Origin of the sequence: Oceanobacillus sp. AG, from assembly GCF_009746545.1 — a bacterium.
Taxonomy (GTDB): Bacteria; Bacillota; Bacilli; order Bacillales; family Amphibacillaceae; genus Oceanobacillus; species Oceanobacillus indicireducens.
Window position 1 is genome coordinate 1 of sequence record NZ_WOWT01000044.1, and the last position, 21,201, is coordinate 21,201.

At 33.1% G+C, this 21,201-nt stretch carries 16 protein-coding genes, 13 tRNA genes and 1 rRNA gene; 3 read left to right on the forward strand and 27 right to left on the reverse strand.

The genetic code is table 11. The annotated features are described in order from the left end of the window. Nucleotides 1–147: 147 nt before the first annotated feature. The 6 genes from GN217_RS17385 to GN217_RS17410 form a co-directional block, all read right to left on the reverse strand. The gene (locus tag GN217_RS17385; protein WP_156857928.1) at nt 148–2,073 is read right to left on the reverse strand and encodes a UvrD-helicase domain-containing protein; all 1,926 of its coding nucleotides are present in this window, start codon (nt 2,071–2,073) and stop codon (nt 148–150) included. A 17-nt stretch (nt 2,074–2,090) separates the two neighbouring features. After that, a complete protein-coding gene (locus tag GN217_RS17390) occupies nt 2,091–4,064 on the reverse strand; it encodes an ATP-dependent nuclease (protein ID WP_156857929.1) in 1,974 nt (657 codons plus the stop codon). Between the two features lie 322 nt (nt 4,065–4,386). Then, complete coding sequence (locus tag GN217_RS17395) at nt 4,387–7,401, reverse strand: type I restriction endonuclease subunit R (protein ID WP_156857930.1); 3,015 nt, start codon at nt 7,399–7,401, stop codon at nt 4,387–4,389. A gap of 13 nt (nt 7,402–7,414) precedes the next feature. Then, complete coding sequence (locus GN217_RS17400; protein WP_232334492.1) at nt 7,415–8,668, reverse strand: restriction endonuclease subunit S; 1,254 nt, start codon at nt 8,666–8,668, stop codon at nt 7,415–7,417. A 4-nt stretch (nt 8,669–8,672) separates the two neighbouring features. Then, nucleotides 8,673–10,457, reverse strand: coding sequence for a type I restriction-modification system subunit M (locus tag GN217_RS17405; protein ID WP_156857932.1), 1,785 nt, complete (start codon nt 10,455–10,457; stop codon nt 8,673–8,675). A gap of 212 nt (nt 10,458–10,669) precedes the next feature. Continuing rightward, nucleotides 10,670–11,614 carry a hypothetical protein gene (locus GN217_RS17410; RefSeq protein WP_156857933.1) on the reverse strand — a complete coding sequence of 315 codons (945 nt, stop codon included), beginning with the start codon at nt 11,612–11,614 and terminating at the stop codon, nt 10,670–10,672. Nucleotides 11,615–12,148: 534 nt separating this feature from the next. Between GN217_RS17410 and GN217_RS17415 the strand changes: the two genes are divergently transcribed. Beyond that, a complete protein-coding gene (locus GN217_RS17415; RefSeq protein ID WP_156857934.1) occupies nt 12,149–12,394 on the forward strand; it encodes a hypothetical protein in 246 nt (81 codons plus the stop codon). A gap of 54 nt (nt 12,395–12,448) precedes the next feature. Here GN217_RS17415 and GN217_RS17420 read toward each other — a convergent pair whose 3' ends face one another. From GN217_RS17420 to GN217_RS17450, 7 genes are all read right to left on the reverse strand, one after another. After that, nucleotides 12,449–13,126: a hypothetical protein gene (locus tag GN217_RS17420; protein WP_156857935.1), complete on the reverse strand. Its 678-nt coding sequence runs from the start codon at nt 13,124–13,126 to the stop codon at nt 12,449–12,451. Nucleotides 13,127–13,279: 153 nt separating this feature from the next. Next, entirely contained in the window at nt 13,280–14,308 is a 1,029-nt protein-coding gene (locus GN217_RS17425) for a hypothetical protein (RefSeq protein ID WP_156857936.1), read from the reverse strand. A gap of 93 nt (nt 14,309–14,401) precedes the next feature. Beyond that, nucleotides 14,402–14,743 (reverse strand): helix-turn-helix domain-containing protein, encoded by a 342-nt coding sequence (locus tag GN217_RS17430; RefSeq protein WP_108073327.1) that lies wholly within the window; start codon nt 14,741–14,743, stop codon nt 14,402–14,404. Between the two features lie 354 nt (nt 14,744–15,097). Further along, entirely contained in the window at nt 15,098–15,388 is a 291-nt protein-coding gene (locus tag GN217_RS17435; RefSeq protein WP_122973282.1) for a helix-turn-helix domain-containing protein, read from the reverse strand. A gap of 182 nt (nt 15,389–15,570) precedes the next feature. Continuing rightward, nucleotides 15,571–16,341 (reverse strand): DUF1385 domain-containing protein, encoded by a 771-nt coding sequence (locus GN217_RS17440; RefSeq protein ID WP_198042714.1) that lies wholly within the window; start codon nt 16,339–16,341, stop codon nt 15,571–15,573. A gap of 27 nt (nt 16,342–16,368) precedes the next feature. Further along, nucleotides 16,369–16,893: a hypothetical protein gene (locus tag GN217_RS17445; protein WP_198042715.1), complete on the reverse strand. Its 525-nt coding sequence runs from the start codon at nt 16,891–16,893 to the stop codon at nt 16,369–16,371. Next, nucleotides 16,836–17,165: a hypothetical protein gene (locus GN217_RS17450; RefSeq protein WP_156857939.1), complete on the reverse strand. Its 330-nt coding sequence runs from the start codon at nt 17,163–17,165 to the stop codon at nt 16,836–16,838. The genes GN217_RS17445 and GN217_RS17450 overlap by 58 nt, the downstream gene beginning before the upstream one ends. A gap of 501 nt (nt 17,166–17,666) precedes the next feature. Here GN217_RS17450 and GN217_RS17455 point away from each other — a divergent pair. Continuing rightward, a complete protein-coding gene (locus GN217_RS17455) occupies nt 17,667–17,990 on the forward strand; it encodes a DUF771 domain-containing protein (protein WP_033829747.1) in 324 nt (107 codons plus the stop codon). 120 nt (nt 17,991–18,110) lie between these two features. Then, nucleotides 18,111–19,220, forward strand: a complete 1,110-nt coding sequence (locus GN217_RS17460; RefSeq protein ID WP_156857940.1) for a site-specific integrase — start codon at nt 18,111–18,113, stop codon at nt 19,218–19,220. Nucleotides 19,221–19,368: 148 nt separating this feature from the next. Here the strand turns inward: GN217_RS17460 and GN217_RS17465 are convergent. From GN217_RS17465 to rrf, 14 genes are all read right to left on the reverse strand, one after another. Next, a tRNA-Leu gene (locus GN217_RS17465) sits at nt 19,369–19,452 on the reverse strand. 2 nt (nt 19,453–19,454) lie between these two features. After that, nucleotides 19,455–19,528 (reverse strand) — tRNA-Cys (locus GN217_RS17470). 11 nt (nt 19,529–19,539) lie between these two features. Next, nucleotides 19,540–19,614: transfer RNA gene (locus tag GN217_RS17475), tRNA-Gly, on the reverse strand. Nucleotides 19,615–19,621: 7 nt separating this feature from the next. Then, a tRNA-Gln gene (locus tag GN217_RS17480) sits at nt 19,622–19,693 on the reverse strand. Between the two features lie 19 nt (nt 19,694–19,712). Beyond that, nucleotides 19,713–19,788, reverse strand: a tRNA-His gene (locus GN217_RS17485). Nucleotides 19,789–19,808: 20 nt separating this feature from the next. Beyond that, nucleotides 19,809–19,882: transfer RNA gene (locus GN217_RS17490), tRNA-Trp, on the reverse strand. A gap of 8 nt (nt 19,883–19,890) precedes the next feature. Then, nucleotides 19,891–19,975 (reverse strand) — tRNA-Tyr (locus GN217_RS17495). Between the two features lie 14 nt (nt 19,976–19,989). Then, nucleotides 19,990–20,065 (reverse strand) — tRNA-Phe (locus GN217_RS17500). A gap of 22 nt (nt 20,066–20,087) precedes the next feature. After that, nucleotides 20,088–20,164 (reverse strand) — tRNA-Asp (locus GN217_RS17505). Nucleotides 20,165–20,170: 6 nt separating this feature from the next. Then, nucleotides 20,171–20,247, reverse strand: a tRNA-Met gene (locus tag GN217_RS17510). Nucleotides 20,248–20,420: 173 nt separating this feature from the next. Further along, nucleotides 20,421–20,496: transfer RNA gene (locus GN217_RS17515), tRNA-Val, on the reverse strand. 70 nt (nt 20,497–20,566) lie between these two features. Beyond that, a tRNA-Glu gene (locus GN217_RS17520) sits at nt 20,567–20,641 on the reverse strand. Nucleotides 20,642–20,659: 18 nt separating this feature from the next. Beyond that, nucleotides 20,660–20,752: transfer RNA gene (locus GN217_RS17525), tRNA-Ser, on the reverse strand. Nucleotides 20,753–20,839: 87 nt separating this feature from the next. Next, nucleotides 20,840–20,955 (reverse strand): 5S ribosomal RNA (rrf, locus tag GN217_RS17530). Between the last annotated feature and the right edge of the window lie 246 nt (nt 20,956–21,201).

Below are 21,201 nucleotides of genomic sequence, written 5' to 3' on the forward strand. Positions count from 1 at the left end.
ATAGTAGAGAAATAGCGTGCATATTCTTTTTCACATATGAAATAAAGTGAAAATAATAGCACATTACCCCAGATAAACAGCTGAATTAGTTTGAAATAGATGACCTGGAATAATGTGCTAGTTTACAATACTGTTATTAATATATAGTTACACATTATATTTATGTTCATTCTCTTTAACCACCGGAACATTTGCATCAACTAGTATTTTTAATAACTCCGATATATCCTTAATATCTTGCCTTGTATTTATAGGCTCACCATACTTTAAAATTTCCCTCTCCTCGCTAATTGTAAAAAAAATTCTTTGCTTTGCACGGGATAAAGCTACAAAAAAAGCATTCTTATCTGCTTCCTTCTGAGTTTTAAAACTCCAAAATGCTGCATCCTCTAAACCAACAAATATAACAGTATTATATTCCAATCCTTTACTTTTATGAATTGTCATTATAGGGATACTATATTCTCCACAAAACTCTCGAACCAGATCCTTTATCGAAGCTCCTTCATAATAGTTTAGGTTCTTTATCATTCTTTGTATTCTATCTTCTAGATAATTATTCTGGTTATATTTGGGATAGACTGTTTTAATGTTCTCTTCACCTAAAAATTCTACTATTGTATTCATTATCTTTTGAATTTCAGTCTCAAAATTTGCTTCGTTGACATTAGAAAAAATATCTTTGACTGTTTCTAATGCTTTTGATAATTCCTCTTCTACGTTCAATATATTTATTTCTTCTAACACAGAGCTTGGATATTTTATTTCAATAATTGTATCTGTAAATTCCAACCATAGGTCTGGCAACTTTTCCTCTCCACACAATTTTAAAAAATTTAAGGTTATTATAATTAATTCATCCGATAATAAATCCTGAAATTCCTTCTCGATTCTACTATCAATATTTAACTTTGAAAGTGCTTTGATAATTTCAGCCGCATAGACATGCTCCTGTTGCTTAACAATAATACAAAAATCCCTTGGCTTTAAATCTTCAGAATCCATCCACTCTTTTATTTTCCTAGACAAAATATTAGCTTCATTCCTATGATTTTTAAACGTCCATATTTCGCAGATTCCATCTTCTGCGCTCCACTCTCCAGCTGGAATTGCATCTACTGATGCCTTATTAAGTGTTTTGGAAAATAAATTCTGAATATAGATTAATCTAGGAGCGGATCTATAGTTATTTAACAAAGAAAACTGACTAGCATTAAAATCTTTATTAAAAATTTCAAAAGCATTTTTCAATGCCCCAGCCCATCCCATAATTCGTTGCTTATTATCACCAACTGTTGTAATAATACTTTTTGAATCTAAAAAAGCTGTTTTTAAAAGGTCATATTGAATATATGTAGTATCTTGAAATTCATCTAAAAAGACATGACTATATGTAGCTTGTAACGTTTTAACAATTAATGGATTTTCCCTTAATAAATATTCTACTAAAATAGATATAATTGGAAAAGTTAATGAGCTATTCAATTTATTTTTTCCTTTTAATAATACATTCCATAATCTCTCATTAATCCAATAGTACAAATCATTATCAAAAGTTGATATTGGAAGTCTTGTTTCTTTTAATAGTTTATTTACTCTTAAAAAGTTATACTCATGCTGCCATGATGGATAAAATACATTTGTATCAGTAATATATCCTTTAATAATGTCATCTATTAGTCTCTCATTACTAATAATCTCATATTGCTTCGCTGGTTTATACTCTTCAGGTAAGGCATGTAGAAATTGATCCAATAACCCTTTTGCAAAAGAGTCGAATGTCCTTGACTCAAATCTACTTGAAACGTCTTTACCGTACCTCTTTTCAACTCGCTCTTGAAGGTTACTAGCAGCATCAACCTTAAAGCTTATGGCTAAAATTTTTTTGGGATATGTGCATATTCCTGTTTCAATTAGGTATCCTGCCTTATGAGCTAACAACTCAGTCTTTCCAGCTCCCGGTCCAGCAACAATTGAAACATTATTAGGTTCTTTTATTGATGCTAAAGCTGCATCCTCTAATACTATGTTATCCGATGGCTTCCAATCTTGCTCAAGTACTTTATTATTCAACGTTCCCCCCCTCCTGTTCAATCTACTTTTTCCTTTATTTTTTCCAGAAGTCTTAACAACTCTTTGGGGGCATTGACCAAAAATGTAGTATCCTCGACATCCTTTAAGGCAGCAATATGCGTGCTTGGTTTCCCTCTACCCAAAAACAAAGAATTGTACCATATCATTAATTTTTTTTCCTCATCTGAATATGTTTTTGCAACAGCGTCTTTATGTTTAAGAGTAGCTTGTATTGAGCTTTGCAATTTTTCATCGTACTCTGAGGAACGTTCATCTGCTGGAATTCTAGGACCATTAATCATAGTGCTTTGGTATTCCTTTTGGAAACTTTTCAACATCGAGAAATCAATATCTAATGGAAATGAAAAATATACATCTGCTCTTTCCAATTTTTTTATCCAAGTATCCATAGATTTTAAATTATTTACATCTCTTTTATGAAATTCTTCTATTTCTTCTATGCTATAAATATACTTTTCTTTTTCTTTACCTTTATAAACTGTTCTAAGTTCTTCAGAACATCTATTATTCTCATTAAGCTGCTTTAGTACATATTTGATTCTTCCCCAGCCACCACCATTCCGCTCTCTGTCTAAATCTAACAATGTAACATGAGGAATCGATAAATCATTTAGGAGCTTCCACATATGGTTAACATGTCTACCGCCTAGTGGCACTATTGAAATATTGTAATCATCAAGGTAAACATTGGAAGCACTCAATAATTTAGGTAATACTATTTCCTCACTATCTCCTTCTCCTAAGACTACTAGTTTTGAAAAGTATAAATCAGGATAAGATTTAACCGCTTCTTTAATATAAGTAAAGGCTTCGTCATGTTTCTCTGGAAGCGTAATATTATGTACTAAAGTCTTCGAATCCCTTATCTGCAAATGTCTAATATGTTCGGGATCAATTTTTCCAATGATAGATGAATTATGGGAAGATAATATAACTTGTGCATTTTCTCTATTAGCTATTTCCTTTAAATTTCTTACTACTCTTCCTAATATATGCTGGGATATATGATTCTCCGGTTCTTCTATAGCTAATATATTTAACAATGGTTTATCTTCTTTTTCTTGTTTATTTTCGATTTCAAGTAAAGAAGAAACTAGCGTTATATAGAATAATGACTTTAAACCATCCCCCAACCCATCAACCCTAATAGAATTACCATCAACAGCCGGACTAAATAAAATCTCAATGTTTTTTAAAAAATCGTTCAAACTACTGCTATTGAATTTTAATTGACTCTTTGAATATCTTCTATCCTTATAATATTTATTCCATTGAGTGTTTAAGATTTTTTGTACGTTTTTAATTCCGTCAATACCGTTAAATAACTCTTCAATTGGCTCAGTTAATGACTCTATATCTTCGTTTAAATTTTTTGGCCAATCGATTCCACTAAAAATACGCCAAAGTAAAGTCCCAGAAGCATTTTTCAATTGACTAGCTGGGTCTCTCATTGCAGGAACATAAATCATTTGAATTAACTTTTTATGATGAATTGGCACCTTAATTAAGGCATCTTGCTCCTCTTGTCCATACGGTACTTTTACATAAAATAATTCTTGCTCAATATCTCCCTCGGGTGTAGTACCCTGCACCCATTTACCTACTAAACGCATTCTTATATACGGTTCTTTTCCAGCCTCATCCACAACCAACTGTTTTATAAATTCAGGTATAGTCTTAATTTCCTCCGGACTTTGAGATTTTAATTCTGGAAATATAATTTTTGCTTCTATGCTAAGGTTCATTTCCTCTATATTAGATATATCTTCGTCTTCTGAAACGTGAAAATCTGTTTTAATCAAAGATCTATCAATATTCCTTTGACCAAATAATCTTAACAAAGCCATAATCAAACTAGTTTTACCTGAGCTATTTGAGCCTATTAAAGCTGTTAAATTATCAATTTTAATCGATTCAGTATCAGCTCCAAATGATCTAAAATTACTTATATGAAGTTCTGATATTTGCAATTGTTGTATCCTCCTAAAATTCCAATCTAGATAAAAACTAATATGTAAGAATCAGAAAAGTGATATAGGTATAATTACAATCAAGATAGACTTTCTAGTTATTGAGAAACTTGTTTTCCCTAATAAAATACAAACTTTAAAATGTAGCCGTCCTCTTTTTAAAAAATGCCAGTCATTCAAAAAAAGTTCTTCCAACAAACTTTTTATAAAGTGACTGACATTTGCTGTTATGATTTATATTCATCTTTGATATCCGCTGCATAATGTACCACTTAATCCCTTACTTTAGTATACTCTATCATTAACTTTAGACTAGACTCCCTTAAACTTCCGATCGCAATGTCTTATAAACATCCGCAGCAATAAATGCATAGACAGTTTTAAAGTACGAATCATCTGCTCCAATTAATCTTTGGAATGCTTCTGAATTCTTCGTGTACTCATCCATTACTCGATCAAGGAAAACGTCTTTAAACAAACTATTTTCAAACATCTCACGGCTATTATTTTTAGCCATATTTACAATTTTCGCATCTCGTTCTTCTGTAAAGGATTTGTATAATGTTTCTACAATTACTCGGTCTTGTGGTGTAAAATCATCTGGAAAACGCTCATTAATACGTTCAATAATTACGTCTAATGGATCACGTTCTTCAACAGGTTTTATGTTTGCATTAAATTCTGTAGGATGCTTTAATTCGCCGCCCTCTTCATTTTCGGCAACAAGCATGATTTCACCTTCGAAATCTTTTTGTAGCTTATAATATTCAAGCTTTACTTTATCCGCAATATCCACTTTTTCACGTTTTTCTTTCGGGATAAACTTCAATAAATAGCTTGTATAAATGTTTTCTTCTAATAATTCCATATCAAATGTACGATCTAACTGTGCAACATAGTTATACCATTTACCGAAGTTACGTAATGTTACTCTGAACTCATATTGTATGTCCTCTGGCAGCTCTTCATAGCGCTGGATGACAGGTTTAAAAAGGCTTGACATCCGCCCTAATAAACGGTCATCTTGCCTCTTTTGTGCCTGCTTCACGAGTTTCATTACCTGTGCAATATCATCATCATTGTACAAAGCAAATTTACGTAATTTACTTTGCGTATCATATATTAAATTTAAATTTACTTCTTCTTTTAAAGTTGTTGCTTCATAGAATGGTTGGAATGCCTCCAAGATTTCTTCTTCTGTATTAACAAAATCTAAAATGAACGTATCTTTCTTTCCTGGCATAGTTCGGTTTAAACGAGACAATGTCTGTACTGCCTTTACGCCACGTAATTTTTTATCGACAAACATCGTATGAAGTAAAGGCTCGTCAAAACCTGTTTGGTATTTCTCTGCAACGATTAATAAATTAAAATCATCCCCATGAAATGTTTCTTTTAACTGGTTTTCTTTAACCCGTTCGCCATCTTTCGTTACGTTCATACTTGACTCAGTATACTCATTGCCATCATCTGTAACAGAACCCGAAAAAGCAACAAGGACATCAAGGTCAGTATAACCTTTCTCTTTAATATAAGCTTTAAATTCCTTCATATATCGAACAGCATGAAGACGTGACGGTGTAACAATCATTGCTTTTGCTCTACCACCAATAGCCTTTTTAGTTACCGCTCTAAACTGTTCAACCATTACTTCTGTTTTTTGTCGTAATACCCACGGATGGAATGATTGATAACGTGCGATCGCTCGAACTGCCTCAGTTTTTGGTAATTCAGGGTTTTCCTCTATCTCTTTTGCAATACGATAAGATGTTTTATAGGTCATATAATTTTTTAATACATCTAAAATAAATCCTTCTTCAATCGCTTGTCTCATGCTATAAACATGGAATGATCTAAAACTTCCATCTGGTTGTTTTGTACCGAACATTTCAAGGGTTTTCTCTTTCGGTGTAGCTGTGAATGCAAAGAAACTTAAATTATGATGTTGTCCTTGTGACAATAATGTTTGAACGAGTCGGTCTTGATCATCTAACATTTGATTTTCAATTTCTTCTTCAATTTCTTGGTACTCTTTAAGCGATGCCTCTTTATCAGCTAAGGCTTGCTTTAACTTCTGTGCACTTTTACCCGTTTGAGATGAATGGGCTTCATCGACTATGATTGCAAATCTTCTTCCATCTACTGCGTCAACTTCTTGATAAATAACAGGGAATTTTTGAAGTGTTGTAATAATGATTTTCCTCTTATCGTTAATCGCATTCTTCAAGTCTTGAGACGTTTTATTGTCTCCAATCGTTTCTACTTGTCCTGTTGTATGTTCAAAACTCGTAATCGTATCTTGTAGCTGTCGGTCTAACACTGTTCGATCAGTAACAATAATAATAGATGAATAAATTAGATTATTTTCTTTATCGTGTAAGGAAGCTAAATGGTATGCCAACCATGCGATACTATTTGACTTTCCTGATCCTGCAGAATGTTGGATAAGATAGTTTTTCCCTGAACCATGTTCTTTTACATCTGCAACAAGCTTATTGACTACATCTAATTGATGATAACGCGGGAAAATTAAGATGTTCTTTTTCACTTCAAAATTCATGAAACGTTCCACAATATCCATGAACTGATTTCGGTGCAAAACTTGTTCCCAAAGATAAGCTGTCGGGTATCCTTCTGAATTAGGTGGGTTTCCTTTACCACCAACTTCTCCAGCGCCATTTGAGCCTTGATTAAATGGTAAGAAGTAAGTTTTATGTTTTGCTAATTTTGTTGTCATGTAAACTTCAAAATGATCCACAGCAAAATAGACTAGAAATCGTTTATTAAATTGAAATACAATTTCATTCGGGTCACGATTCGTTTCAAACTGGACTTTTGCATGTTCAACATTTTGTCCTGTATATTGATTTTTTAATTCTAAAGCGACAAGAGGAATGCCATTTACAGCTAATACCATATCAATCGTATTTCGATTTTTTTTACTGTATGCAAACTGGCGTATACATTGAAAACGGTTCGCTTCAAATTGTTTTATATTTTCATAGCTTAGAGATGAAACAGGTCGAAAATACACAACTTTAAAAGACACACCACGATCCTTAATTCCTTTTCGAAGGACATGCAATAGGCCGTGTGTATTTACTTCTTCATTAAATCGCTTTATAAATCTTGATTCAGCATCAATACGATAAATCTTTTCATACCGTTTCCATGCTTTTGGTTGTGTTTCACGAATGAAATCGAGTAAAATTGATACATCTAATCCAAGTTCAGGATCGTAGTTTATATCTTTGAAGGCGACGGACTCCCAGCCGCCTTCGTTTGTTAAACTTGTTTCAATATCTCTTTCAAAACGCTCTTCTTTGTTTTCAAGCACACCTTATACCCCCTCACACTTCTTTTTTACCTGTAACATATTCGTAGATGAGAGATTTTTTGTATTGTTCAAGTTCTTCAATTAGCTTTTCCTTTTTTTGAATTAATTCATCTATTTGCTTTACTTTTTCGTTTAGATAATTTACTATTTGTAATTGCTCTTCTATTGGTGGAATTGCAATTGGATAATTCATAATAAAATTTGAAGATATCCTCTGTAACCCTGCAACTCCAGTCATGCTGGCACTACCATATTGTATAAAGATGTCATTCCTTAGAAAATAAAACAAAAATTGTTGAGTTATTTTCATTTGTTTATTTCTTAATACAAATATTTCAGATGTTCCAAAACCTATTTTGTTTAAAAGATTTTTAGCAATTGCGATGTTACCATTTTCAAATGATGGTCTAACTTTTGCAATTACAATATCTTCTTCTGCAAAATAAGTATACTTATTTTCTAGGTTTACTGTTTTATCCTTTTCTGTATTTATAATGAAACCATTTTTCAACTTATTCATTGGTAAAAAAGTTGCTTCAGAAGGTAATTCACTAAAATGTTCTTGTTTTGATGGATCTATTTGTACATGGTATTTTATTTTCGATAATGTCCAATGCTTTGGATGTGCTTTAATCTCATCTATTTCAACGCTTTCCATTTCTGCATTTGGGTTTAATCCTTTTGTAACTGCTTCAGTAATAATAGATTGCTTGTATTTCTTTAGTTCATCAATTGATTGTTTTGTTTCACTTATCAAGTTATTAATATTATTGCTTAGTGTATCTATTTTTTTCGCAACTTTTTCTTGTTCATCAAGAGGAGGAACAGGTATTAAGATATTCTTCATTTTATCCCATTTTGTAGACCAAAGATCTGCTACTATTCCAGAACCCCATCTATAAAATTCTTCTGCAAACGAATAATTTTTTAATAAATACTTTGTATATTCTTTAGATATTATATTAGAGTATATTACTGTATTAATCACTGATACAGACCCATTCGAATAAGCTATACCTGCTGACATTTTTCTATCTGATCTGGAATTTATAACAAAATCATCTTTAAGAACTAATTTTCTATTATTATGGTTGGATGACTTAGCTGCATTTTCTAATTGTGGAACAACTCCACCCTTAGTAACTGATAAGGGCTCATAATCGAAATCAGAAACTTTCTCATTCCTCTCAATATATAGCGCTCCAATTTTTGATATTTTCCAATCCTTCGGTATCTCTCCAATCCACGCAACACCCGAATCTTTCATTTCCCTAGTCAACATTACTCACATCCTTCCCGGATAACGCTTGGAAGTTTGTAACAATCGATTCTTCTAACTTTTTAATTCGTTCTGCTATAACTTCAGAAGGTTCTGGTGGAGTATATGTATAAAACAAACGTGTAAACGGAATTTCATACCCAACTTTATCTTTCTTTCGATCCATCCATGCATCAGGATTATACGGTAATACTTCGCGTTCTAAGTAAACATCAATATCTTCTTTCAATGGAATGTCTTCTGTATCACGTAATTTCGGATCTGCTACAGGTTTATTTTTCTTCATTTTGATATTTCCATTTTTATCACGTTGCGGACTTTCAATCGTAACACGTGTATAGCCGAAATCTTCATTATCAAAAATCTTAGACTCTACTACTTTTTCGCCAAGTCTATATTCTTTATTATCAAATTCACCATATGCTTGTACAATCATATTTCTACATTCTTTTGAAATATCAACACGTTTTTCACCAATGCTTTTTCTTCGCTTTTCATACATTTTTGAAGCATCGATTAATTGTACTTTTCCTTGTCGTTCTGGTGATTTATTTTTTGTAATTACCCAAATATACGTTGAAATCCCCGTGTTATAAAATAAATCGTTGGGTAATTGAACTATTGCTTCTAACCAATCATTTTCAATGACATATTGACGAATACTACTCTCGCCTCCACCAGGGTTACCTGAAAAAAGCGCAGAACCATTATGAATAATTGCCATTCTTCCTGTCTCTTTTAACTTTGAAATACCATTTAATTGAAACAGTAGTTGACCATCACTTATTTTCGGTAACCCCACACTAAAACGTCCATTTTCACCCAATGCATGCTCAGCTTTTACAGCCTTTTGATCTCTTTTCCAGTCAGTTCCAAATGGTGGATTAGAAATACAGTAATCAAATTCATATCCTTCAAATTGATCATTCGATAGTGTGCTACCTAGTGCCATATTATCTGGATTTCCGCCACGAATCATCGTATCTGCCTTAGCTATTGCAAAAGTTTCTGGATTTAATTCTTGTCCATAAGTCCTAACTTCCGCATTCTCATTAAAATCATGGATCCGTTCTTGCATTGCTGATAACATTTGTGAGGTTCCCATCGTTTGATCATATACTGTTTTTACAACATCTTCTCCTGTTAACGTATCTCTGTCTTCAATTAATAGTAAATCAGTCATTAAATAAATAATATCTCGACTTGTGAAATGTTCTCCTGCTTCTTCGTTATAACTCTCTGAAAACTTACGAACTAATTCCTCGAAAATATATCCCATATCTGTACTTGTTACTTTATCTGGACCTAGATAAGATTCTTTCTTATTAAATTCTTGAATAACATGAAACAGCGCATCATTATCAGCTAATGTAGAAATTTCAACATCAAATCTAAAGTTGGCTAAAATATCTAGCATATTATCTGAAAAGCTATTTAAATAAGCTCGGAAATTTGTTTCGATATTTGCTGGGTCTGCAAGTAGCGTATCAAATGTATAGACATTCGTATTGTAAAAGGGATAACCTGATGCTTGTGTTAAGAATCGGTGACGAAATGCGTCATTCATATTTTTATATTTTTCGGATGCCTCTAACACTTTGTCACGTGTTGGTAATAACGTGTCGTGCAGACGTTTAATTACAGTCATCGGTAAAATAACTTTTCCATATTCATGAGGTTTGTATAGTCCTCGTATAATATCAGCAACGTTCCAAATTAAATTGGCCTGTTTTTGTACATTTATTGATGTTTGTGCATTACGTTGATTTTCTGTCATAATGTTACTTCCTCTCTCCGTACTTTAACTAATTATCTATATATATATTATCATATTTTCTTTCTCCTCATTTGGTTTGATACACCTAAAAAATCTCTATCTGAATTTCTATATGTATTCATTAATTAACCTCCCTCTGTTTGTATCATTTAGTATAAAAATTAGGCGGCTTAAAAGAGGCAGATTTCTCCAATGTAACGGCTAGAAAAGACTTATTCTATAAAATCCTTAGGACTTACGTATTTTAATATCAATGCTGCCTTTAATAGTTGAAATAGCTTTAAAACGTCTTCTTGAGTAATGGAATCATAATCATGGAATCCATGTGTAATTGAGTTTCGATTTAGTTCTTTATTAAGTTGTTCTGGAATTGAAACAAATGTCTTTTCGTACATCCTTAATACAGACTGTGCAAACACTTTAATGAATCCTTCTTGGCCATTTTCTTCATTTGTCAGCTTTTGAATTTTATAATATAGCCGTTTCTGTTTAGGTTTCAGATTAACTGCAATTTCTTCTTCAGTAATATTTCCTTCGTACCATGAAGCTACTATATGTTCGAATGTAGAAAACAATGGAAACGTACACAACTTATAATATCCTGCTCTATATGCTCCATAGGTTTCTTTAATCAGTGACACATGTAATTCATATATTGGATCACTTGTAATTTCCAGAACATATTCATCTAGTTTTGAATCAATACATTCTGCATAATTAATTACTTCCTCATTTTCGATAGCATCTAAAAGGTCAACATCTATACACCATAAATTATCTTCTTGTTCCTTTAAGAAAGTATCAATTTCTTTAAGCCTTTCAGCCGCAACCTTACTTAAGGCATCCCAATCAATTCCCTTTAAAGGTGCTGTTAATTGATTAATGGCTTCTTTTATTTGTGTAAATGGTCTTAGAGCCTCGCTAATTTGCTTTTGCATTTCAGTAATAGGTTCAATTAGTTCTCTTCTCAAATCTATAATTGGTTGTACACTTGCAATAAATTGCTTTTGAATTTCATTAATCCGATCTATAAATTCTTCGCCTAGGCTTGGAAGTTGATAATCTTTTGGTCTAAGATTTGAAGAATCAGTGTTATCAAATTTACTAACATTTTCCTCTATTTCTTTTTGCTCAACATAATTCTCTTTTTCGCTCACTTAGTTCATCCCCCTTTTTAATGATATTTTAAATCTTTCACTAGGTTTCATAAAAAATATTTCCCTATTAGGCATTAAAATTTTATAAAATTTTCTAGCCCAACCTAGTATTAATTTTACCCTATGTAACGAGAATTCGTGCCCCGGGTATATCAATTTATAAAACCTCAATTTTCAGTACCCCTTCGGGGAAGCTTTTAACTCCTTCGGTGATGATCATCTGCATTTTATTAGCATAGATGAAGAAATTTACTAGCGTTTCCGTAGCCTTTCCTCTCATACTTCCCTTTAAACTTTATTTTTACATCTTATTTATAAATTGCTAACTATTTATTTTACTATTTTACAAGGATGTGATTAACTTCTAATTCTTTATTTTCACATGAATTATTTTTAATAAAAATAATTAGAAAGGATATGATGTAAATGCATTATTGTCATTTATGTGGAGAAAGGATTCTAAACCAAGAGGCTTACATTGGAACAAAGGAGGAAAAATTAATTTATTCATGCTTCAATTGCTATATTAGTACCTTGAAGCCAATCAAATTTGATGATGAAAAAGTACGATATCCGTTAGCTGGAATACGCGATATTCAACTTAATGATTCTATTGTTTTCTATAATGAAGTTGGGAAAGAATTAGCGAGGATATTCCTAAAATCATATAATGAAGGAATGATAGACTTTATAAAATCCGAATTGCAAAGAGATATTGGAATTACAGAAGATGAATTAATCATTGTTATCGAACCATTTGATGTTAAACTACAAGTATAATTTGAACATGATGTCTATGATTTGCTTATAGAAAGTGGGCAATGTTTGCCCACTTTATTTTATTGCATTAGTATATGGACACCAGTTCAACTCTCTTTCTTTGTTCTTGATAAATGTCCAACTGTTTCCCGAAAGCATATCAACGATTATTAAATATTGTTTGATACTTAATGCTCCCTTTTCATTAAACTGTTCAATTACATTTGGTATAAATTGAAGCTTAAACTCATTCTTAGTCCTACTTAAATCTTTTTCTTTAAGCTTTTCAATGGCCCAATAACATAATTCTTTCCACCTTTTTAATCGATCTTCCTCATATCTCTCACCCAATAATTCTTTACAACATTTCCTGCATAAATTAAAGTTGTCACGAATATATAAATCCCTTCGAAATTTTATATATCCTGCACAGACTTCACAACGTAAATCTACAATATTATCAATTTCATGAATGTTATTATCATCTTTATAACAATGATTATATATGTCAAGACAACTTCTACATGTTACATATTCAATTTTGCCGTTAAAATCTAAAATAAAGTTCTTACTTGTTCCAAAGTCCTTTTCACATAAAGTAATAAAATTGTGGATAGAAATATGATTCAATAATTTTGGTTCTTTTATTTTGCCTTTAACAATTACTAGTTTACCAGATTCCCTTATTTCTCTAGTAATTTGTTTTTTATGCTTCCACGTAATCTCTCTCTTAATTCTTCTAACTGTCTCCATCTGGACCAATATTCCTTTTCACTAATTAAATCTTTTTCCATTTTTAGTTCATTTGATAACTGTTTGTATTGAGAAAATAACTTTTGATCATATTTTACAGTAACAATATTCACAACGAATTTCTCCTTTATTTTCATCATTTTTTTTACTGGACTATACACGCTGATATTCAGTCATAATTTCATTAAACGGATTCGATAAAAAATCTAATTCAAAAGCATCAGGTAAAAGAATTGGATTTATTCCAATTTTTCTCAGCTTCCTCTCATGCCTTTTGAATAGCTGGAGATTGTGTTTGTAATCACTGGGGACAATACAACTATTATTATCTATAGCTTCGATAGTTTCCTCATAGGTTCCAGCACATTTTATTAATTTTAGTAGGCTAATTAATTTGGATTTCATACTATTAGTTAAGTTGCAAGAGGATATAATATTATCAGCTAAGCAAAATTTGTAGTAATTCTCCATACCAATATTTTTGTTATATGCATTACGAATAATATCGAATGCAATATCTGGGTCAAATAAATCAAACATTGCTGAAGCCTCATATTTCTTTCTTATATGTCTAAGTGCTCTTGTGGTACGGTATTGGACTTCTATACGATAGATACCTCGACTAGACTCTATTAGCGTATCAGAGACATTCTGTTTCTTCATATAGTCATATTTGTCGTAAAAATTAAACCTTACACTTTTAGACTGCCTATACATACTTCCAGATTGATTTATTTTGTCTTCATAGTGATGTGGTATTTTAGCTTTATTTGCTAGTGAGACGTAGACATCTGTATATGTTGATTGAATTTGCATAGCATAATCAACTCGTGATAAATTCCAACCACAACTTAATTCCGGAAGTGCCTCATGTATCGATAATATAGTTTCATTCAGTGCATCAATAAGCTTTCGCACATTATGTTGAGAACAATCGAACAACGCTACAGTTAACATTCCTCTCAATAGTACTTCAGGTTCTATCTCTAAAGTAATATAATAAATACCTTTACCTGAATCACTAATATTAAGTCTTCGTATTCCTGGAATTTCTATAGGATTTGAAATGCAGTAATATCTATTGCTGGATAATTTGGTTATCAAATCATTCCCAAATACCTCCTCTAATGCTTTAATCATAGAAAAGTTTGTCTTTAACTTTAATTCAAATGTATGAAGCATCTCAAAACTCTCCCCCATTTTGGTCGTGCATGTCCTGTATATTTTAAAGACTATTACTCAATTGCAGTTGCTATATTCACAAAAACTTTGCGTTTATTTTAAATTTGGTATTAATGATGTCTCTACCATTTCAATACCTTTTTGAAAGCTTTCAATATCCAACTCATTATGGTCCAGTTTTTTAACAAGTATTTTTAAATCTGTTATTTTGTCATTGACTTCATGAAATGTACTTGTTTCTTCCAGGAAATATTCCAGTGGTTTATCAAAAATGTGTATGAGTTTCAACAATTGATCTACCTTTAATTGTGTTTGCCCTTGCTCCAAACGCCAGTAAGCATGGAGTTCAATCTGCAATCTATCAGCAACGTCCTGTAGAGTATAATTTTTTCCTCTCCTCGCAGCTCTTAACTTTTCATGATTAAATTTCAACATGATTTATCCTCCATTTCCTAATTGAGATATTTTTCTAAAAGTATTATTACCTTCAAGAATGGCGTAATTCATAAAATACTTTCAATTTCTACCAATAAAAAGTCCAATCTATAACATTACTTCACTAATAGCATCTAATGCACATGCAAGTGGGTAAAGTAACTAGTAGAATCATATAAGCTACTAAATACAAGCATTGTATTTATAAGGATTTTTCAAGAATTTTTGAATCCTTATATTTCAATGTTTCTTCCGTTTTTACAAAAACAAATATTTTTCTTGAGTCCTACCTGGTTAATTGTACTTTTCCATTTAGTTTGTATTATTTTTTCTTCCAGCAATATATTTGCTCAATTAGCCTTCAGTTTCCATGTCCTTTTCTACTTTTTCCAATACCATTTCATAAGATCTACATATTATTTTTGCATCTCTAACAGGTAAACCTTGTTCTAACCTTCGTAACCGACTAGGATTTACCCTAGTTTGATTCGCTATAAATGTTCTTGTTAATCCTAATCTGCGTCTCCATTCATATAAATGATTCCCCTCCTCTTTCCATCTAAGTTTTTGCTCTTGTTTATACCTTTTCGCTTTTTCTTCTGGCGTTTCATTCTGCCTCGCTACTAACAAATCAACTAAGTTCATACAATTTTTCCTCCCTTTCGTTTTAAACGCAAAAAAAACGCTCAGTTCGCCAATTTATAAGACCATAAGATCTTATAATTCTTGACGCCTGAGCGTTTTATCTGAAAGTGATTTATAATATTTATTTATCTTTATCCTAAAATAGTTATCAAAAAGTGTCAATATTCATTTTTAAAAATGATCTATACTTTATTATCATTTCTTTCCGCTTTTAAAAGAGCTTCATATGATGCTACAGCAACTTCTACATGCCTTGATGATGGCTTTGATGTGAATAGAGTATATTGTATAAAACCACCAATCCAATAAAAAGGTGTAAGCATTCTTGATTGAATTAGAAATAATTCATATCCCAAACAAACACTGAGTACACCTAGGAGAAGTAAGTCTGCAATAAAAAAAGAAAAGATAAAGCACCAAAAGAAGAAAAAGACCACAATATTTGATCCACAGCGTCTATGTATTCTTGATTGCATAATTACATCTGATATCGCTAGACTGGATAATGTACTAAATGATGTATCTGTCATATGTTCAGCAGCATGATACTTACCTAGGTTTGTTATTTTACAAATTACTCCAAATGTAACCAATATAATTGTAAGTAGTAATAAAAAATGGCTTTGAATCAATTCAGCAATAATTGATAAGACGAGCATTGATGAACCTGATGCTATTACACTATTACGAGTCATTAATACAAGCAGAACCAAAAGTGGAAGAAATATAAATAGATAAAGTTTCCACATTACTATAATCGGATTTATCAATAAGAATAATCCACGTATTATAGGGATTTTGTTAATAACTCTATCTAACTTTGAAGTATCCTTTCTTTTAGTAATATTTATACTAAGCGTTCCATCTCTGTTCCTAATGGCTTTTGAAATATATTTCTCTGAATAAAATATCACACCATTAAACCTTGCTGCACCACCTTTAATAATTGACATGTTAACCTCCATATAACTGTACTTATACTATTTCAGAGTTGTCAGGCATGTCAAACTCAATAGCTGAATGGCATGTAAGAAGATGAGCTGACACTTATCATAGTCTAAGTTATTTTCATCATAGAATTTATTGAGTTCCTTTAATAAAACAGTCAGTTTTTTTATGAGTAGATTATTTTTTGCTTCAGCATCATATTTTTTCTTCATTAGGACACACATGAAAAATTCATTTATATTTTCAGTAATTGGTGGCCTGTTAAAGACAATGTTAAAAATATATGTTTCATACCCCTTCACAACATCTAAATCCCAAAATTCCTCTTCAGGTTCTAGTTCAAGTGTAGAAAGATTAAGGAGTATATCAATTACATAGGCTTGATACAAAAAATAATTATACATAGATATTAATGTTTCATTTTCATCAGGATATACCCCTGTTATTGTCTCTAATAATTCTATTTTTTCATGCGATAATCCTAAGATCGCACTACAAGTTATATAAAATAATTTTTTTGTAGAAATATTACTCGCTGTATTATCATAATTAACCAAAATATCAAATGCCCTTTGAACAGCTTCAACTTTAGATGAGACATTTCTATAATATTTTCAAGTTCGTTAAAATCTTTATAAGTTATCTTCACATTTTTTTTGAAATCTGCATACATTCTTATCAAGTCAAGTGACTCATCATCAATTATGTAATGTCCTCGTTCATTTTTTTCTAAATTCATTCCCATATATTTCATTATTCTATTAACTTGATTTCTATGATCTTCCCCTAATATCTTTGCGACTTGACCCGTTGTATATGTATTTGACATTAATTTCACCCCTAATAAAATTTTTGATAAATATATATTAAACGTAACAGTGGTGTAACGGTCAACACTCCCCCCCTCGATAACTCAAAAATATTATGCTAGTGCCACAATTATAATTATCTACTCTTAGTCAGATTTCCATATGGATAAATATTATCTTGACATAAATTATTAAATCCTGTAAATTAATATTTACAAATTGAATAAACACCAATAATGAAATAAAAATTAATTACACAATAGACAAAGCGCCTAGCAATAACACATTGCAGCTAGATTCAACTAGATAGGAGTATTTACTTGCACTCAGTCATTTATTTTTTTAGCCCAAATAGGCTTTGTTTGAAACACTTATAATAAACTGCCAACACACTTCAGATAAAATGCAAAACAAAAATGCTTTTGCAATAAGTCACAGGTCCATATGGATTCTGTTTCTTGTTGTAAAAGCATTTTTTTGTGCTGCAATGATCGAATAATCATCATGGTGGAGGTATGAAAATGGAACAACAGCTATCAGTTAATTTAACTATCCCAATCCCGTCTGATACCGTATTAATCTCAAAAGTAGAACTGAAGGAGCTTAAACAGCAACAACTGTATGGAGTCTACTGGTCAATGAAAGATCTCGAAAAAAGAATCAATCGAAAACATGAATGGATTAAAGAAAATATTCTTTATCCATCACATTTCAGAAAAATACTTGATACTGAACATGGTGGTTTTGTCTTCTATCCAAAAACAAAAGGGCAAACTTGGTCTTTTCATGCTTTAAAAATGGCAGACTTTTTGGATAAGAATTTTCACCGAATATTTTCTTCCTAGTAGCAGATATAATTCCTACTACCTTATATGTAACTACAAAACAATATAAGAAATTGTTAAAATAAGGGTGACCTATTTCGGAACTGGCCACCCTTATGAAAAAAAAAGTGAGGGGAAAATATGGCTAGTATTCAAAAACGAGGAAAAACATATCAGTTTACTGTTAGCCATATGGTTAACGGAAAATCAAAACCTATAAGAAAGGGAGGCTTCCGCACTAAGAAAGAAGCTCAAATTGCAGCTGCAGAGATAGAATCACAGTTAAGTAAAGGACTTCTGCCTCATCTAACTCCAGTGCCAATAGATGACTATTTTGACAAGTGGGTTAGGCTTTATAAAACAAATATCAGTGTTACTACTCGAAAGCATTACGAATACACTTATAAAGCGATCAAAGAATACTTCGGGAGTAAACCTTTACAAGAGATCACCAGACATGATTATCAAATGTTTATTAATCAGTTTGGTTCTAGTAGATCTAAAGAAACAGTAGAAAAGGTAAATACCCATATTCGTGCATGTGTAAAGGATGCAATGGATGAGCAAATTATTCATCGTGATTTTACCAGGAATGCTGTTATTACCTATACAGTACCTGCCAAAAAATCAGAAGAAAAGCATCTAAACTACGAAGAAAGCCAGTTGCTGTTAAATGAAGTTTGGAAGCGTCTTGATCAAGGGCTGGGCTATTCTTTAATACTACTCGGTTTAACATCTGGAATGCGTTTTGGAGAGCTTGTGGGGTTAACGAGAAGCGATTTTGATTTCACCAAAAATACAATCAGAATCAATAAGACCTGGGGTTATGCAAATAGGCATACTGAGGGATTTGGTTCTACTAAGAATACACAATCAAATCGTACAATTAAAATGGATGGAAAGACAATGGGGCACTTTAAAAAGCTATTCAAATCCATGCCTACAAATATTCATAAGTTAGTCTTTTATAGCCCAGCATCTAAATACAAAGTAATCAGCAATTCCAATGCAAACAAGCTTCTAAAAAAAGTATTAACGGATCTAAAAATAGATCCAATTACTATGCACGGATTACGTCATACTCATGCGAGCGTTCTTTTATATGAAAATGTGTCAATTCATTATATAAGTGAACGACTTGGGCATGGAGACATTGATACAACGTTAAGGGAATATACCCACGTCATTAAAGAGTTACGAGAGAAAGACGAGCAGGAAACAGTCAATATTTTTGAGAAAATGATTGTGTAATTCTTGTGTAAAAAATGTGTAAAATCATTCGAAAACCAATCGTTTTCAATCGAAATCTAAAAATACAAAAAAAGCTCGTAAACCCTTATATATCAAGGCTTACGAGCAAATAATTCTTTTCTAAAATTAACTTAAAAAACAAAAAAGATACCGGTGGTCGGGATCGAACCGACACTCCCGTGAAGGAACAAGATTTTGAGTCTTGCGCGTCTGCCTATTCCGCCACACCGGCATTGGAGGCGGTAACCGGATTCGAACCGGTGGTAAAGGTTTTGCAGACCTCTGCCTTACCACTTGGCTATACCGCCAGATAAAAAAATGGAGCGGAAGACGGGATTCGAACCCGCGACCCCCACCTTGGCAAGGTGGTGTTCTACCACTGAACTACTTCCGCATCATAACTGGGCTACTAGGATTCGAACCTAGGAATGACGGGACCAAAACCCGTTGCCTTACCGCTTGGCTATAGCCCAATAATAACTAACTATTAAATGGGGCGACCGGTGGGGGTCGAACCCACGAGTGCCGGAGCCACAATCCGGTGCGTTAACCACTTCGCCACGACCGCCATTTAAATTAAAAAAACAATGGCAGGGGTAGTAGGAATCGAACCCACATCAAAGGTTTTGGAGACCTTCGTTTTACCATTAAACTATACCCCTATATCAAATGGTGGAGGGGGGCAGATTCGAACTGCCGAACCCTGAGGGAGCGGATTTACAGTCCGCCGCGTTTAGCCACTTCGCTACCCCTCCAACAATAATACAAATGGTGGCTCGGGACGGAATCGAACCGCCGACACACGGATTTTCAGTCCGTTGCTCTACCGACTGAGCTACCGAGCCGTAATAACTTTTTTCTAAATAGTGGCGGTCCGGACGGGACTCGAACCCGCGACCTCCTGCGTGACAGGCAGGCATTCTAACCAACTGAACTACCGGACCTTAATTTGGTTGCGGGGGCAGGATTTGAACCTGCGACCTTTGGGTTATGAGCCCAACGAGCTACCGGACTGCTCCACCCCGCGGTAATAAGAAATATGCAAGTTTTGCTCATGCATAATAATAGAATAAGGACTATTCGTCGTGTTTCGGGATAATTCGGGGAAGCTTACACTCCTCACAAAGCCTATTCAGAGATGTTTCTCAATGGTGTTTCGGCTTTGCTCCACCCCACGATAGTAAAAATATATTTAAATAATGGTGGAGGATGCAGGACTTGAACCTGCGACCCCCTGCTTGTAAGGCAGGTGCTCTCCCAACTGAGCTAATCCTCCGACGCACAGGATGTGCTAGTGCATGTGTTGCAACAGGACGTTGCGTATTTAACATGCCTTCCTTAAAGAATGGTGACCCGTACGGGATTCGAACCCGTGTTACCGCCGTGAAAGGGCGGTGTCTTAACCGCTTGACCAACGGGCCATTAAACTAATAATATAATGGCGGAGAGCGAGGGATTCGAACCCTCGAGACCGCGATAGCGGCCTACACGATTTCCAATCGTGCTCCTTCGACCAACTCGGACAGCTCTCCATTGAGCTTAAGTAATACAGTCGAAATCTTTCCTGAATTAACTTTCAGAAGCTTATATTTTCATTAGAATTAACTTTATGGTTAATTGCCCGGCAACGTCCTACTCTCGCAGAGACAAAGTCTCAACTACCATCGGCGCTGGAAAGCTTAACTGCTGTGTTCGGTATGGGAACAGGTGTGACCTCTCCGCCTTCATTACCAGACCTAGTGAAAAAACTACTTATTGTTAATTCTTGTAAAAATCAAGTTATTTTTTTGTCACAATCATTATTATAACCGATTCATAGAAAAAATCAAGTGTAAACTATCTTTTATGTAAAAATTATACCCTGAAAACTAAATAAGAGTAGATCACGACATCAAAATAGAAGTTAGTTAAGTCCTCGATCGATTAGTATTCGTCAGCTCCACATGTCACCATGCTTCTACCTCGAACCTATCAACCTCAT